At 63.1% G+C, this 14,429-nt stretch carries 19 protein-coding genes; 16 read left to right on the top strand and 3 right to left on the bottom strand.

Translation table 11 applies throughout. From position 1 onward, the window contains the following. Positions 1-19: 19 nt before the first annotated feature. Complete coding sequence (locus V7N12_RS03270) at positions 20-394, bottom strand: DUF1636 domain-containing protein (RefSeq protein ID WP_333712669.1); 375 nt, start codon at positions 392-394, stop codon at positions 20-22. Positions 395-586: 192 nt separating this feature from the next. On the opposite strand from V7N12_RS03270, the gene V7N12_RS03265 reads away from it, so the two are divergent. Next, the gene (locus tag V7N12_RS03265; protein ID WP_333712668.1) at positions 587-985 is read left to right on the top strand and encodes a response regulator transcription factor; all 399 of its coding nucleotides are present in this window, start codon (positions 587-589) and stop codon (positions 983-985) included. Here the strand turns inward: V7N12_RS03265 and V7N12_RS03260 are convergent. Continuing rightward, complete coding sequence (locus V7N12_RS03260) at positions 924-1,916, bottom strand: glutathione S-transferase family protein (RefSeq protein WP_333712667.1); 993 nt, start codon at positions 1,914-1,916, stop codon at positions 924-926. The genes V7N12_RS03265 and V7N12_RS03260 overlap by 62 nt on opposite strands. A 306-nt stretch (positions 1,917-2,222) precedes the next feature. On the opposite strand from V7N12_RS03260, the gene V7N12_RS03255 reads away from it, so the two are divergent. The 8 genes from V7N12_RS03255 to V7N12_RS03220 all read left to right on the top strand — a co-directional run bounded on the left by V7N12_RS03255 (position 2,223) and on the right by V7N12_RS03220 (position 9,298). After that, on the top strand, positions 2,223-2,441 hold the full coding sequence (locus tag V7N12_RS03255; protein ID WP_333712666.1) for a DUF6732 family protein: 219 nt from the start codon (positions 2,223-2,225) through the stop codon (positions 2,439-2,441). Continuing rightward, positions 2,438-3,640, top strand: a complete 1,203-nt coding sequence (locus V7N12_RS03250) for a sirohydrochlorin chelatase (protein ID WP_333712665.1) — start codon at positions 2,438-2,440, stop codon at positions 3,638-3,640. The genes V7N12_RS03255 and V7N12_RS03250 overlap by 4 nt, the downstream gene beginning before the upstream one ends. Positions 3,641-3,708: 68 nt before the next feature. Continuing rightward, a complete protein-coding gene (locus V7N12_RS03245; protein WP_333712664.1) occupies positions 3,709-4,344 on the top strand; it encodes a precorrin-8X methylmutase in 636 nt (211 codons plus the stop codon). Beyond that, positions 4,337-5,539, top strand: a complete 1,203-nt coding sequence (gene cbiE, locus V7N12_RS03240) for a precorrin-6y C5,15-methyltransferase (decarboxylating) subunit CbiE (RefSeq protein ID WP_333712663.1) — start codon at positions 4,337-4,339, stop codon at positions 5,537-5,539. The genes V7N12_RS03245 and cbiE overlap by 8 nt, the downstream gene beginning before the upstream one ends. Then, positions 5,536-6,237 carry a precorrin-2 C(20)-methyltransferase gene (cobI, locus tag V7N12_RS03235; protein ID WP_333712662.1) on the top strand — a complete coding sequence of 234 codons (702 nt, stop codon included), beginning with the start codon at positions 5,536-5,538 and terminating at the stop codon, positions 6,235-6,237. Before cbiE ends, cobI begins: the two co-directional genes overlap by 4 nt. After that, a complete protein-coding gene (gene cobJ, locus V7N12_RS03230) occupies positions 6,228-8,036 on the top strand; it encodes a precorrin-3B C(17)-methyltransferase (RefSeq protein ID WP_333712661.1) in 1,809 nt (602 codons plus the stop codon). The genes cobI and cobJ overlap by 10 nt, the downstream gene beginning before the upstream one ends. A 53-nt stretch (positions 8,037-8,089) precedes the next feature. After that, positions 8,090-8,857, top strand: coding sequence for a precorrin-4 C(11)-methyltransferase (gene cobM / locus V7N12_RS03225; RefSeq protein WP_333712660.1), 768 nt, complete (start codon positions 8,090-8,092; stop codon positions 8,855-8,857). 93 nt (positions 8,858-8,950) lie between these two features. Continuing rightward, entirely contained in the window at positions 8,951-9,298 is a 348-nt protein-coding gene (locus V7N12_RS03220) for a hypothetical protein (RefSeq protein ID WP_333712659.1), read from the top strand. Positions 9,299-9,304: 6 nt separating this feature from the next. On the opposite strand, the gene V7N12_RS03215 is transcribed toward V7N12_RS03220, so the two are convergent. Further along, positions 9,305-10,477 carry a MalY/PatB family protein gene (locus V7N12_RS03215; RefSeq protein ID WP_333712657.1) on the bottom strand — a complete coding sequence of 391 codons (1,173 nt, stop codon included), beginning with the start codon at positions 10,475-10,477 and terminating at the stop codon, positions 9,305-9,307. Positions 10,478-10,583: 106 nt separating this feature from the next. Here V7N12_RS03215 and def (V7N12_RS03210) point away from each other — a divergent pair, with 106 nt between their 5' ends. The 7 genes from def (V7N12_RS03210) to V7N12_RS03180 all read left to right on the top strand — a co-directional run. Further along, positions 10,584-11,105, top strand: coding sequence for a peptide deformylase (gene def / locus V7N12_RS03210; protein WP_333712656.1), 522 nt, complete (start codon positions 10,584-10,586; stop codon positions 11,103-11,105). Between the two features lie 4 nt (positions 11,106-11,109). Further along, complete coding sequence (gene def / locus V7N12_RS03205) at positions 11,110-11,616, top strand: peptide deformylase (RefSeq protein WP_333712654.1); 507 nt, start codon at positions 11,110-11,112, stop codon at positions 11,614-11,616. Positions 11,617-11,669: 53 nt separating this feature from the next. Then, positions 11,670-12,569 carry a methionyl-tRNA formyltransferase gene (gene fmt / locus V7N12_RS03200; RefSeq protein ID WP_333712652.1) on the top strand — a complete coding sequence of 300 codons (900 nt, stop codon included), beginning with the start codon at positions 11,670-11,672 and terminating at the stop codon, positions 12,567-12,569. Positions 12,570-12,682: 113 nt separating this feature from the next. Continuing rightward, a complete protein-coding gene (locus V7N12_RS03195) occupies positions 12,683-13,489 on the top strand; it encodes a L,D-transpeptidase (RefSeq protein ID WP_333712651.1) in 807 nt (268 codons plus the stop codon). A 9-nt stretch (positions 13,490-13,498) separates the two neighbouring features. After that, positions 13,499-13,843 carry a hypothetical protein gene (locus tag V7N12_RS03190; RefSeq protein ID WP_333712650.1) on the top strand — a complete coding sequence of 115 codons (345 nt, stop codon included), beginning with the start codon at positions 13,499-13,501 and terminating at the stop codon, positions 13,841-13,843. 72 nt (positions 13,844-13,915) lie between these two features. Next, positions 13,916-14,188: a hypothetical protein gene (locus tag V7N12_RS03185; protein WP_333712649.1), complete on the top strand. Its 273-nt coding sequence runs from the start codon at positions 13,916-13,918 to the stop codon at positions 14,186-14,188. 8 nt (positions 14,189-14,196) lie between these two features. Next, a partial coding sequence (locus V7N12_RS03180; RefSeq protein WP_333712648.1) for a DUF1523 family protein occupies positions 14,197-14,429 on the top strand: 233 nt, incomplete at its 3' end.

Here is a 14,429-nt window from a genome sequence, read left to right as displayed (position 1 = left end):
CCGTGATCGCGCTTGGGCGTCATTCGTCCACAGGCAGCGGCGGATGGCGTGTCACGAAATGGCCCTTGATCGCCACGGGCCATTCCCGAAAGGGGACCTGTCCCGTCTCCGAGGCAGCGTGCATGCGCGCATAGGCAACAACGCCTTGGGCCGCATCCGGATCGGGCGTAAAGTTGCCCAGCGTATAGTTCAACTTGCCAGCCCCCTGGATCGCCACATTGCAGCCATGTTTGCAGCCCATCAGGCAAGAGACCCTGCGCGTGCGCACTGCGTCAAGATCGTCTGCCGCAGCCTCGATCAGGGCGGCAAACGCCTCGCCGTCGGTTTGCGCCATATCGCCGGATTCCCAGCCTTCGCGCTTGCAGGTATCGCAGATCGTGATCCAGGTGGTCATTGCGCTTGCCTATTTTTTGTCCCGTCCTTCAAGCGGATTCTCGCCGGTTTTTCAAGCTTACGTTAAGGGAACTGCCTTTTGGTCACTCGCCCTGCCGGCGTTAACCTTTCGTTAAGAATTTGGGCGGAATTGAGGTTCAGGAAGATTTAAGAATGCCTTCTGATTTGTAATCGAAGGAGTGAAGAGTTTGTGATGAATTGTCTGATCGTTGAAAGCAACGCGACCTTGGGATCGCTTTGGCAGCGCCATCTTGAAAGGATCGGTGCCCGCGTCCGGGTTGCGACCACGGGCGAGCGGGCGCTGAACCTGATACAGGCGCTCCCGTTCGATGTGATCGTGCTTGATCTGGTGCTCTCGGAAGGAAGCGCGCTGGCGGTCGCCGATCTTGCACACTACCGCCAACCGCAGGCCAATGTCGTCTTTGTCACCGACACCACGTTCTTTTCGGACGGGTCCATCTTTCAGCATTCCCCCAATGCCCGCGCCTTCCTGATGTCGGCGACGCCGCCAGACGATCTGGCGGCAATCGTCATGCACTACGGCGGTCGGTCCCACGCCCGTGCGGGGCATCGAGATCAAACACCGGATTGATCGGGATGATCCGGTGCGGATTGATCGTTTCATGACTGTAGTGATAGTGCCGCACGATATGGTGCATGTTCACCGTGTCGGCGATCCCCGGCATCTGGTAAAGCTCGCGCAGATAGCCTGACAGGTTCGGGTAGTCGGCGATCCGCTTGCGATTGCACTTGAAATGCAGATGGTAAACCGGATCGAACCGCACCAACGTGGTGAAGAGCCGCCAGTCGGCCTCGGTCAGGCGGTCACCCATCAGATAGCGGTTGTCCGACAGCCGTGCCTCCAGCCAGTCGAGTGTTTCGAACAGCGGATAGACGGCCTTGTCGTAGGCCTCTTGGGTTGTGGCAAAGCCGGATTTGTAGACGCCGTTGTTCAAGGTGTCATAGATGCGGTCATTGACGGGTGCGATGGCCTCGCGCAGGTCGGCGGGCCAGTAATCGTCGGTATTGCCGGTGATCGCGTCGAAGGCGCTGTTGAACATGCGGATGATTTCCGACGATTCGTTCGAGACGATCGTGTCCGTCTGCTTGTCCCACAGGATCGGAACCGTGACGCGGCCGCTGACATCCGGAACCGCGCGGGTGTAGATGTCGCGGGCGAAAGCGGAACCGAACAGCTTGTCTCCTGTCGCGCCGTGATCGTCCGTCTCGAAGGTCCACCCGTCCGACAGCATGTCGGGATGCACGGCAGAGACGTCGATATGGTCCGTCAAACCTTTCAGTTCCCGAAAGATCAGCGTCCGGTGCGCCCAGGGGCAGGCATAGGAGACATAAAGGTGATACCGACCGGATTCGGCCTTGAAGCCCCCCTCGCCGGAAGGTCCCGGTGATCCGTCTGCGGTGATCCAATTGCGAAAGCTGGCATCCTTGCGCACGAAGGCGCCGCCGGTGGATTTCGTATCATACCAGACGTCGTGCCAGACACCGTCGACCAATTGTCCCATGTTTTGTGCTCCTCTTTGCTTGCCCTTTACGTAGTGGTGAAACAGGAACGAACAAACTGCAGCAATGACCAAACGACGGTGCGCAGATGCACAAGTTTGCCTTTGCCCGTGCCGCCCCGCGCCAGTGTTGCGTCGCTTAAGCGTTTGCCCTGACGACACCGCGCCAGTATACCCGACCCGACGAAGCCCGCGAGGGTCAGAGAGGTTGGTGGCGACGGGTCGACCCTTGACGGGGACCAGGGGCTGCATCGTCAAGCACCGCATCAGGCGGATCTCTGGCTGTCGCGTGACACGAAAGGATGCCCGATGCGCGGATTGCTGACACTCGCCTTGATCTTTTTCGGCACGACTGCTGCCGCCCATCCCGGGCATTGGGGTGAATTGATCGGCCATGACCATTGGGTAGCCGGCGCTGCGATCGGCTTGGCGGGTCTTGCGGCGATCTGGGGTGCGCTGAAGGGCAAGAAGAAGGCGGATGACGACAGCGCTGCCGCCGAGGAAGAGCTGGAAGAGGAAGCGGCATGAAAACCGGCGTGATGATCTGCGGCCACGGCTCGCGCAGCCAGTCGGCGGTTGACGAGTTCGCAACCCTTGCCGAAAAGCTCCCCGACTATCTCCCCCCCGACTGGATCACCGACTACGGCTATCTGGAATTCGCCAATCCTGTGATCCGCGACGGTCTCGATCATCTGCGCGCGGCGGGGTGCGAGCGTATTCTGGCGGTGCCGGGAATGCTCTTTGCGGCGATGCATGCCAAGAACGATATTCCAACGGTGCTGAACACCTATGCCGCCAAGCATGGCATCAAGGTCAGCTATGGCCGCGAATTGGGCGTCGACCCCAAGATGATCGCCGCCGCCGCCGCCCGCATTCAGGAAGCCGTGGACAAGGCCAACATGCGGCATGGCGCGCTGCCTCTGACCGAAACCTGCCTTGTTGTGATCGGCCGAGGCGCCTCGGACCCCGACGCCAACGGCAATGTCGCGAAAATCGCGCGGATGCTGCAAGAGGGCATGGGCTTTGGCTGGTGCGAGACAGGCTATTCCGGCGTGACCTTCCCGCTGGTCGAACCCTGCCTGCAACATGTCGCGCGCCTGCCATACAAGCGCGTGATCGTTTTCCCTTATTTCCTCTTTTCGGGCATCCTGATCGACCGCATCTACGGCTTCACCGATCAGGTGGCCGCTGAACACCCCCATATCCAGTTCGTCAAGGCGGGTTATCTTGGCGATCACCCCAAGGTGCTGCAAACCTTCGCCGAGCGGATCATGGAGCAAGACAGCGACACGCCGCCGCCGAACTGTGGCATCTGCGCCTACCGCGAACAGGTGCTGGCGCTCGAAGACAGCCGCCACCATCACATCAAGCCCGAGGACCGCAAGCACCCCGCCTTTGGTGCGGTGCCGCCGCCGACCTGCGTGCTTTGCAAATACCGTGTTCAGGTGCTGGGCTTCGAGGCCGAGGTGGGCGCAGTTCAGGAAAGCCACCACCACCATGTCGAAGGACAAGGGGCAAATGCGCCGGGGTCGAACGTGGCCGATTGCGTCCATTGCGACACATTCTGCACCGGCATGTGCCGTCTGGTGGCGATGGATCATGACCACCATCACCATCACCACCATGATGATCACGACCACGATCACCACCATCACCACCACGCGCCCTACCCCCATGCAAAGCATCCGCATGGGCCGGAAAGCGCACGCAAGGTGAAATCCACCTGACCCTCGCTTTGCTCGAAATACTCCCGCCGGAGGCTCCGGCGGTCGCCCCCCGATCCGAAAGTCCGATCTTGCGCCCCTACGAGAAAGACCCATCCGCCATCTACGCGGCCAGCTTTGCGACCGTGCGGGCCGAGGCGCGTCTGGAACGGTTTCCTGCGGCCATGCAGCCGGTGATGACGCGGCTGATCCACGCCTGCGGCATGGTCGAGATCGCGGACCGGTTGTCCTTTTCCGCCCGCGCGGCAGAGATCGGGCATGCCGCGCTAAGGGCAGGCGCGCCCGTCATTTGTGACTGCGAGATGGTGGGGGCGGGGATCATCCGCCGCTATCTGCCGTGCGACAATCAGGTCATTGTCACGCTCAACGACCCATCCGTGCCGGCGCGGGCGAAAGACATCGGCAACACCCGCTCTGCCGCTGCCGTGGAGCTGTGGAAAGATCATCTGGCCGGTGCGGTCGTCGCCATCGGGAATGCGCCGACGGCACTCTTTCACCTGCTGGAATTGCTCGACGAGGGCTGGCCCAAACCCGCGATCATCCTGGGCTTTCCGGTCGGTTTCGTCGGTGCCGCCGAAAGCAAGGCGGAACTCGCCCGCGATGCGCGCGGCTGTGACTACATCGCCTTGCGCGGACGGCGGGGCGGGTCGGCCATGGCCTCGGCCGCTGTCAATGCCCTTGCCGCAGGATTGCCCGAAGATGTCTGACCCCTGGCTGCATATCGTCGGGATCGGCGAAGACGGAATGGACGGGCTGGTGCCCGCAACCCGCGCGGTCGTCGAGGCGGCCGAGGTCATCATCGGCGGCGACCGACACCATTCGCTGACCCAGACCGTCACCGCTCAGCGCGTTGCCTGGCCGCATCCTTTCGATGCGCTGATCGAGACGATCGAAGGATTGAAAGGCCGCCGTGTCGTCATTCTGGCGACAGGCGATCCGCTCTGGTTCTCCATCGGTGCGCGCATCGGGCGGGCGATTGACCCGCGCCAGATCGTCTATCATCCGCAGCTTTCGGCCTTCCAACTGGCCAGCGCCCGCATGGGTTGGTCCTTGGCGGATGTCGAAACGCTGACCGTGCATGGCCGCCCGGTCGAGCAGATGATCGCCTTCATCCAGCCCGACGCGCGATTGCTGGTCCTGACGACAGGGGCAGAGACCCCGTCGCAGATCGCGAAATTCCTGACCGAACGTGGTTTCGGCAAATCCCCTATGACGGTCCTCGCCGCGATGGGCGGCAAGGATGAAGCAAGGTTCGATGGTCTGGCCGAAAGCTGGGACCACACGGTGCCCGCCTTCAACACGCTTGCCGTGGAATGTATCGCCGCACCCGACGCCGCCCTTTTGCCGCGCGTGCCCGGGTTGGCGGATGACCTGTTCCAATCCGACGGCACCATGACCAAGCAAGAGGTCCGCGCCGCGACGGTCGCCAAGCTGATGCCGATGCGCGGGGCGCTCTTGTGGGATATCGGCACGGGCTGCGGGTCCGTCGCGATCGAATGGATGCGCGCCGCCCGCTATGCCCGTGCCATCGGGATCGAACCGCGTGCCGACAGGCGGGCCATGGCGGCGGCCAATGCGCTGGCGCTGGGTGTGCCAAAGCTGGAACTGATCGACGGCACGGTGCCCGAGGCGCTGGACGGCCTTGCCCCGCCCGACGCGATTTTCATCGGCGGCGGTCTCAGCCGCGAGACCTTCGCCGCCGCATGGCAGGCCCTGCGCCCGCTGGGGCGGCTGGTCGCCAATGCGGTGACGCTGGAAAGCGAGGCGGAACTGATCGCGCTGCACAAGGACTTTGGTGGCGATCTGGTGAAACTCTCGGTCCACCGCGCCGAACCTGTCGGACGGCTGACCGGCTGGCGGCCCCTGATGCCCGTCACACAATGGAGCCTTGTGAAGCGATGAGCGGGGTTCTTTACGGTGTCGGCCTTGGTCCGGGTGCGCCCGACCTGATCACGCTGCGGGCCGCAAGGTTGATCGAAGGCGCGCAGGTGATCGCCTATCCGACACTTGCGGGCGCTGACAGTTTCGCGCGGTCCATCGCGGCGGACCTGATCAGGCCGAGCACACGGGAAATCGTCATGGACACGCCCATGACCGTCGCGCGCCAGCCTGCGCAGGATGCCTATGACAGGGGCGCCGCCGAAATCGCCGTGGCTTTGGATGCGGGGGAGGATGTGGTCTGCCTCTGTGAGGGGGATCCGTTCTTCTACGGTTCGTTCATGTATCTCTTCGCACGGCTTTCCGAGACCTACCGCGTCGAGGTCGTGCCCGGCGTCACATCCGTCACGGCCTGCGCGGCCAGTGCCGGCATGCCGCTTGCGGCGCGCAACGAGCGTCTGACGGTCCTGCCCGGGCCGCTGCCCGAAGACGAATTGCGCAGCAGGATTTCCGGCGCGGAAAGCGTCGTCATCATGAAGGTCGGGCGGCACCTGGCCAAGATCCGCGCCATCATCGAGGACCTCGGCCTGACGGAGGCCGCCGTTTATGTCGAACGCGCGACCTTGCCGCAAGAGGTGGTCCTGCCGCTGGCCGATGCTCCAGAGAAGGCCCCCTACTTTTCAATGATCCTGTTGACGAAAGGGGCCGATCCTTGGCTATGAAACCTGTCGTGCTGGCCCTGTCGCGGTCGGGCGAGCCTGTCGCGCACCGTATCGCCACCGCCTTGGGCCTTGCCGTGCATGGCCGTGAGGGTCGCGTGGATCGGGCCGACGCATGGTTTGCCAATGCGCTGGATCATGCGCGTGATCTCTTTGCTGCTGGCGTGCCGATCATTGGGGTCTGCGCCTCGGGCATTCTGATCCGTGGGGTGGCGCCCTTGCTGGCGGACAAGCGCAGCGAGCCGCCGGTGGTGTCGGTCGCGGATGACGGATCGGTGGTTGTGCCGCTTTTGGGCGGGCATCGCGGGGCGAACAAGCTGGCGGCAGAGGTGTCAGGGGTGCTGGGCGCCGTTGCGGCGGTCACGACGGCAGGCGATGTGGCACTGGGGATCGCATTGGACGCACCGCCCGCAGGCTGGCGGCTGGTCAACCGCGATGACGCCAAGGGCGCGATGGCGGCCCTGCTGGCTGGTGGCGGCGCGACGGTCACAGGCGATGCCCCGTGGTTGGCCGACCTTCCGGCGGGCAAGGCGCTGCGCATCTCTGCCACGACGGCGCGGCAAAGCGATCTGGGCGAGGACCATCTGCACTTCGCGCCGCAGCAAATCACGCTGGGCGTCGGCTGCGCCCGCGACTGCGATCCGGCAGAACTTGATGCGCTGGTGCAATCGGCGCTGGATGAGGCGGGCCTTGCGCCGCAGGCGATCCATTCGGTCAATACGATCACGCTGAAGGCCGACGAACCTGCGATCATCGCGCTTTCGGACAAGCTTGGTGTGCCCTTGCGGCTCTTCGATGCGCAAGAGCTGGAGGCTGAGACCCCGCGCCTTGCCAATCCGTCCGATGTCGTCTTTGCAGAGGTCGGCACACATGGCGTGTCGGAAGCGGCAGCGCTTGCGCAGGGCGGGCCGGAGGCGGACCTTTTGGTCGCCAAACAGAAGACCAAGAACGCCACCTGCGCACTGGCCCGCGTGCCCGCGCCCTTGACCGAGCTGAAAGGCCGCGCCCGTGGTCGCCTCTCCGTTGTCGGTATCGGCCCGGGTCAGGCGGCCTGGCGCACGCCCGAGGTCTCGCGTCTGGTCGCAGAGGCCGAGGAATTGGTGGGCTATGGTCTCTATATCGATCTGCTGGGGCCATTGGCCATCGGCAAGGAAAGGTCCGACTTCCCCTTGGGTGGCGAGGAAGACCGTTGCCGCTATGCGCTGGAACAGGCGGGCAAGGGCAAGAACGTGGCCTTGGTCTGTTCGGGTGATGCGGGCATTTATGCCATGGGTGCGCTGGTGTTCGAGCTTCTGGACCGTGGGCCTGACCAGATGGGCGTTTCGGATGCCGCGCGGCGGGTCGAGGTGATCTGCTCGCCGGGTGTCAGCGCGTTGCAAGGGGCGGCAGCACGGGCGGGGGCACCCTTGGGCCATGATTTCTGCGCGATCTCGCTGTCGGACCTGCTGACCCCGCGTGAGGATATCATCAAACGCCTGCACGCGGCGGCGCAGGGTGATTTCGTCGTCGCCTTCTACAACCCCGTCTCCATGCGCCGCCGGACCCTGCTGGCCGAGGCGCGGGATATCCTGTTGCAACACCGTCCGGCCGACACGCCTGTCATGCTGGCCAGTTCGCTGGGACGGCCCGAGGAACATCTCCGCTATCGCCGTCTGGCCGATCTGCAGGCGGACGAGGTGGATATGCTGACGGTGGTGCTGGTGGGGTCGTCCAACTCGCGGCTGGCGCATTTCGGCGAGGGGCCGCGCATGTATACGCCGCGCGGTTATGCGCGAAAGATCGACGGTGATCTGGCCGGATAGGGCGGATGCCTCCGGCGGGAGTTTCACGGGAGAAAGAAGATGAAGGTAACGCGATGACCGTCTACTTTATTGGTGCCGGACCGGGAGACCCCGAGTTGCTGACGCTCAAGGCTGCGCGGATCATCGGCACCTGTCCGGTCTGCCTTTATGCGGGTTCGCTGGTACCAGAAGCCGTCGTAGGCTGTGCGCCTGACGATGCGCTGGTCATGGACACGGCCCCGATGACGCTGGACGAAACCCATGCGGAAATCGTCAAGGCCCATGCGAAGGGGCAGGATGTTGCGCGGGTGCATTCGGGTGACCCGTCGCTTTATGGCGCGATCGCCGAACAGATCAGGCGTTTGAAGGCCGATGGCATCGCCTATCAGATCATCCCCGGCGTGCCCGCCTATGCGGCGGCGGCGGCGGCGCTGGGCACAGAACTGACCATCCCCGAGGTCGCGCAGTCGATCATCCTGACCCGCATGTCGATGAAGTCGACCTCGATGCCTGCGGGTGAGACGCTGGAGAATTTCGCGCGCACGGGGGCCACCCTTGCGATCCATCTGGGCATCCGCGCCCTGCGCGAGATCGAGCGGCAACTTGTCCCTTACTATGGCGAGGATTGCCCTGTGGCGGTGATCTACCGCGTCGGTTGGCCCGACCAGATGATCATCCGCGGAACTCTGACGGATGTGCGCGAAAAGGTCCGCGCGGCGAAAATCACCCGCACCGCGCTGATCCTTGTCGGCCCCGCCTTGTCTGATTCGCACGGCTTTCCGGACTCGGCGCTTTATGATGCTGCCAAGCCACATGTGCTGAGGCCCCGCGCGAAGGCCTGATTTGCAAGGGATTTCCGCACTGCGGCGGAAAAATTCATTTGAAATTTACAGACTTGGGATCATTCTCTGGCTCACAAGCGAGAGGGAAGCCCGATGTATGCATTCTTGCCCGAAGCGGTGCGTGAAGGATTGGAACAGGCCCGCAAGGCCGCGCTGAAACGCAAAGACCGTCTTTCGGTCCATGACGGCGATGCGACCTATCGGATCCGGCGCTTCTGGGACGGCGGGTTCGCCCTTGATCTGGAAGGCTCGGAAAAGCTGCGCGGGCACGTCGATATCTATGACGGCCCGAGGCATCTTTATCAGTGTCTGGTGGTTTCTTCGATCGAAGAAGATGACGAACGCATCTTCGAGTTCAAGTGGTCCACACCCGTGGCAAGCGGCCCCGCTGCGGACTATGAGCGGCCCGAATTCGTCCCCGCCGGACTGATCTCGCGCTAGATCGCCTTATTGCAAATCGGCAAAGGCGGCTTGCAGACGGCGGACCGCCTCTTCGACGATGTGCCGCTGTGTGGCGAAATTGATCCGCATGAAACCTGCGCCACCTGTCCCGAATGTGGGCCCGTCAGAGGCCGCGATACGGGCGTCGACACGAAAGCGCCGCGTGATTTCATCGGGTGACATGCCGGTGCCAGTGAAGTCGGCCCATGCAAGATAGGTCGCTTGCAACGGCATGCAGCGGACGCCGGGGATCTGGCCCAGACCCGCATGCAGCAGGTTGCGGATTTCGGTCAGGTGATCCATCTGCGCGTCGGCCCAGACCGCGCCTTCGGGCGAATAGGCCGCCGTGATCATCTTGATGCCCATCGTGTTGGGCTGGTAGTCCATCTCGTTCAGGCGGCCGCGCATCCGGGCGCGCAAGCCATCGTCGGGGATGATCATGTTGCCGGTCCGCAGCCCTGCGATGTTGAAGGTCTTCGAGGCGGCGGTGATGTAGACGGTGTTGTTGGCGGTCTCGGGCGCGGCCAGATGCATCGGCACGAAGGTTTCGCCCGCGTAAACCAGATCGTGGTGGATTTCGTCGCTGATCAGCAGCATCCCGTTTTCTTTCGCGAAAGCCGCCACTGCGCGCAGTTCGTCCGCCGTCCAGACGCGGCCAGAGGGGTTCTGGGGCGAGCACCAGATCAGCATCGTTTCCTTGCCCGTCAGGCGGGTCTTTGCATCCGCGAAGTCCAGAACGTAACGCGCGCCATCCAGAACCATCGGGCATTCGGTGACCACGCGCCCCGCCTTGCGGATCTTGTTGGCGAATTCGTGGTAGACCGGTGTGAAGATCGCGACCGCATCGCCCTTGCTTGTCCAGACGTCCAGCGAGGTTGCGATGGCATGGCCAAGCCCTTGGGTCGAAAGGATCCAGTCGGTGTCGATGTCCCAGCCGTGGCGGGTCTTCATCCACCACTGGATCGCGTTCAGATAGGCGGCGTCTGCCCACCCATAGCCGAACACCCCCAGATCGACGGCCCCTTGCAAGGCATCGCGGACACAAGGCGCCGTCGGATAATCGGAATCCGCCGTCCACATCGCGAGGCCATCGTCGGGTGCGACGCCGTAGAGCGTCTCCATCCTGTCCCATTTGCTGGAGTTGGTGTTGCGGCGGTCGATAGGGGCGTTGAAGTTCATCTGGGTCTCCTGAATGCGATGCAAAGACTGCGGTGATGCGCGGTGCACTTCAAGCCGATAATGCGCATCGCTTGCGGCGGATTGCCTGAGGCTCTAAATGGTGCGCATGACTTTGCGAAACATTCTTCTTCACCCCGATCCGCGCCTCAAGAAGGTCGCGACACCGATTGCCGCGGTGACGGACGAGGTGCGCCGTCTGGCCGATGACATGCTCGAGACGATGTATGACGCCCCGGGCATCGGGCTGGCCGCACCGCAGATCGGCGTGACCGAGCGCATGCTGGTGATGGATTGCATCAAGGACGAAAACGCGAGCCCGCGGCCCATGGTGCTGATCAACCCCGAGATCACATGGGAATCCGAGGCGCTGAATGTCTACGAGGAAGGCTGTCTGTCGATCCCCGAGCATTATGCCGAGGTTGCGCGTCCCGCAGAGGTCGAAGTCACTTGGACGGGTCTTGATGGAAAGATCCAGCGTGAACGGTTCGACGCGCTTTGGGCGACATGTGTCCAGCACGAGATCGACCATCTGAACGGCCGGCTTTTCATCGATCACCTCAAGCCGCTGCGGCGTCAGATGATCACGCGCAAGATGCAGAAGCTGAAGCGCGAGCTGGCGCGGGCCTGACGCGATGGTCGTCCGGCCATATGTCATGTGGCCGCATCCGGCCCTGCGCCGTGTGGCGTCGCCGGTGCCCGAGATCACCGACGCGGTGCGCAGGGTCTGGGACGAGATGATCGTCGCCATGGACACCATGCCTGGTGTCGGGCTGGCGGCGCCGCAGCTTGGGATCGATATGGCGCTGGCGGTTGTCGATGCCTCGACCACGCGCGGGCAGGCGATCCGGATGGCCAATCCCTCGGTCCTGCACGCCAGCATCGAGCTGCGCGAGCACGAGGAAGGCTCGCCCAATCTGCCGGGGGTCTGGGCCAAGGTGAAGCGGCCCCGCGCGGTGACGGTGCGGTTTCTGAATGACAAGGGACAATGGGACCGGCAGGACTTCGTGGGGCTTTGGGCGACATCCGTGCAGCACCAGATCGACCATCTGAACGGTCGGATGTTCTTTGACCGGCTCGGCCCTGTGAAGCGGGATATGCTGATCAAGAAGGGGCAGAAACTGAAACGGTCCGCCGGTTGAGGGCTGGGATGCCTCCGGCGGGAGTTTCCTTGGGAGAAAGAAGAGGGCAGGAGATGCGCATCGTCTTCATGGGAACCCCGGCGTTTTCGGTCCCTGTGCTGGAGGCGCTGGTGGAGGCCGGCCACCAGATCGCCGCCGTTTACTGTCAGCCGCCGCGTCCGGCGGGACGGGGCAAGAAAGAGCGTCCCTCGCCGGTGCAGGCGCGGGCCGAAGAGCTGGGGCTCGAGGTGCGGCATCCGGTTAGCCTGAAATCAACAGAGGCGCAGGCCGATTTCGCCTCGCTGAAGGCCGATATCGCGGTGGTCGTGGCCTATGGTCTGCTTTTGCCGCAAGCCATTCTGGATGCGCCAAGGCTTGGGTGTCTGAATATCCATGCCTCGCTTTTGCCGCGATGGCGCGGGGCGGCGCCGATCCATCGCGCCATCATGGCCGGTGACGGTGAAACCGGTGTCTGCATCATGCAGATGGAGGCGGGGCTGGATACCGGACCGGTTCTTCTGCGCGAGGCGACACCGATCGGTGCGGAAGAAACCACCGGTGCTTTGCATGACCGCCTGTCGGCCATGGGCGCGCGATTGATCGTCGCGGCCTTGGCGCGGCTTGACGAACTGGCACCGCACAGGCAGCCGGAGGCGGGTGTCACCTATGCCGCCAAGATCGACAAGGCCGAGGCACGGGTGGATTGGGCCAGACCCGCCGTTGAGGTCAGCCGACTGATCCGCGGGCTTTCGCCTTTCCCCGGGGCATGGTGCGAGGTGCAGGGCGAGCGCGTCAAACTGCTGGGCGCGCGTGTCGTCGCAGGATCAGGCGCGCCCGGCGAGGTTCTGCAAGGCTTCACCATCGCTTGCGGCGACGGGGCGGTCGAGATCACATGGGCGCAACGTGCCGGAAAAAAGCCGATGGAAGCCGCGGAGATACTCAAAGGGTTGCAACTTGGGGCAAAACTCGGCTGAGTTTCGCTGCCTTGCGGCGGATGCGTCACGGTTTTGTGTGAATCTTGGCCTTGGAACTGGAAGACTCCCGAGAAATCGTTGTAGACCCCACCGGTATCATGCAGGGCGCGGAGATGACGGTGCAATATCTGACCAGACGAAGCTTTACGGCCATGGCCCTGATGGGGGGCGCTGCGGCCTGCGCGCCGCAGCTTGATGTGGAAGACGAGATCCCTGTCACACAGGCGCGCGTGGACTTCATCGAAGGCTATGGGCCGATCGAGGATGCAGGTTACATCCTGCCGGCAATTCCCGCCGAATACACCCAAGGCGTGAACCGCCGGATGAGCGGGATCTATCAGGGTGAGGCGCCGCCGAATTCGCTGGATGTCGATCCTTACGCAAAGTTTCTCTACCACGTCAAAGAGGATGGCACCGCGACGCGCTATCCCGTGGGGGTCGGTCGGGCCGGTCGTTCGATCCGCGGCCGGGCGCGCCTGCAATTCAAGCGCAAATGGCCAAGCTGGACGCCGACGGCGAACATGCTGCGCACCGAACCCGAGGTCTACGGGCCCTTCGCCGCAGGTTTACCCGGCGGTTTGCGCAGCCCCTTGGGCGCGCGGGCGCTGTATCTGTTCCGGAACGGGCGTGACACGCGCTATCGGATCCATGGCACCAATGATCTTGAATCCATCGGCAACTCTGGCTCGGCCGGCTGTATCCGCCTGTTCAATCAGGACATCATCCATCTTTACGATCAGATCGACGCGCCCATGACGGTGCTGATCCGCTCGGAAGAAGAATCGCAGCGCATTGACCCCGAGTATTTCGGCCGCGGTATCGAACTGCCGCCCAAGATCATCGATCCCGAGGAACTGCTGGGCGAAGAGGCGATCGCGAACGACCGTCCGCCGGTGTTTGACCTCGAGGATGAGGCGTAAGCCCGCACCATGGGTGACCTTCTGTCAGAAGGGCTGATCCTGCCTGCGCTGCTTTTGGGCCTTGTCGGTTTTGTCGTCCCGCAGCTGCTGGCGCGTCTGCTGCCTGAAGGTGTCATGCCCCTGATGATCAACGGGGCTGTGTCTACGGTTCTGACCTTCGTGCTGGCGTCGGGCTTTTTCTATCTGCTTTACCTCTGGCAGGGGGCACCGCTTGACCGGCTTGGCGACGCCGGGACGGGGGCGCTGATCTTTCATTTTGGCAGTCTGGGCCTTGCCTCGGCCCTGATCTGGGCGCCGGTAATGATCCTGTCCCTGGCGGGGCTGCCGCGCAAGTGGAAGCATGAAACTTGGTAGGTCACGGCGCTTGTGCGTTGATTTTCGGGGCCATCAGGCCCAAATGAAGCGGAGACACCACAGGAGGGACACATGGCCTTTATCAAACTGGTGGCCGTCGGATTTGTCGGTCTCACCGTGATCTACTGGTCAATCTCGCTTTATGCACGGTCGGTGACCAAAGAACGTCTGGAGAAGGACTTTGACGTCGATCATCCAGAGGGTGACAAGGCGGCGCGTGATGCCTTTGTGGCGGCTGGCCTGAAAGACTATGACAGCTCGCTCAGGCCCAAGCTGATCGGTCTTGTCTATGTCGTGCCTGCCGTGGTGGTCGGGACGATCATCTATACCATCAACGCGACGTAGGGGCAGCGATGCAGCGGATCAAGATCATCTTTCGGGTGCTGGTGTTCGTCGTCATCGGCGCTTTTTTCCATTACACCTTGCCGCAGCACGACATCGTGCGCGTCACCTCGACCGAGATCATCCGCACCGATTTCAGCGGCTGGAACCGGCTGTTCTTTGCTACGGCGGATGCGGGATCGGCGGATCAGGACACGCGGGACCTGCGGCTGATCAACACGCAAAAGCAGAATACATGGCTGTT

This window comes from Yoonia sp. (assembly GCF_036770585.1).
GTDB lineage: Bacteria > Pseudomonadota > Alphaproteobacteria > Rhodobacterales > Rhodobacteraceae > Yoonia.
Note: the sequence above shows the minus strand (reverse complement) of the source record. Positions and strands in the feature narration are given on the sequence as shown.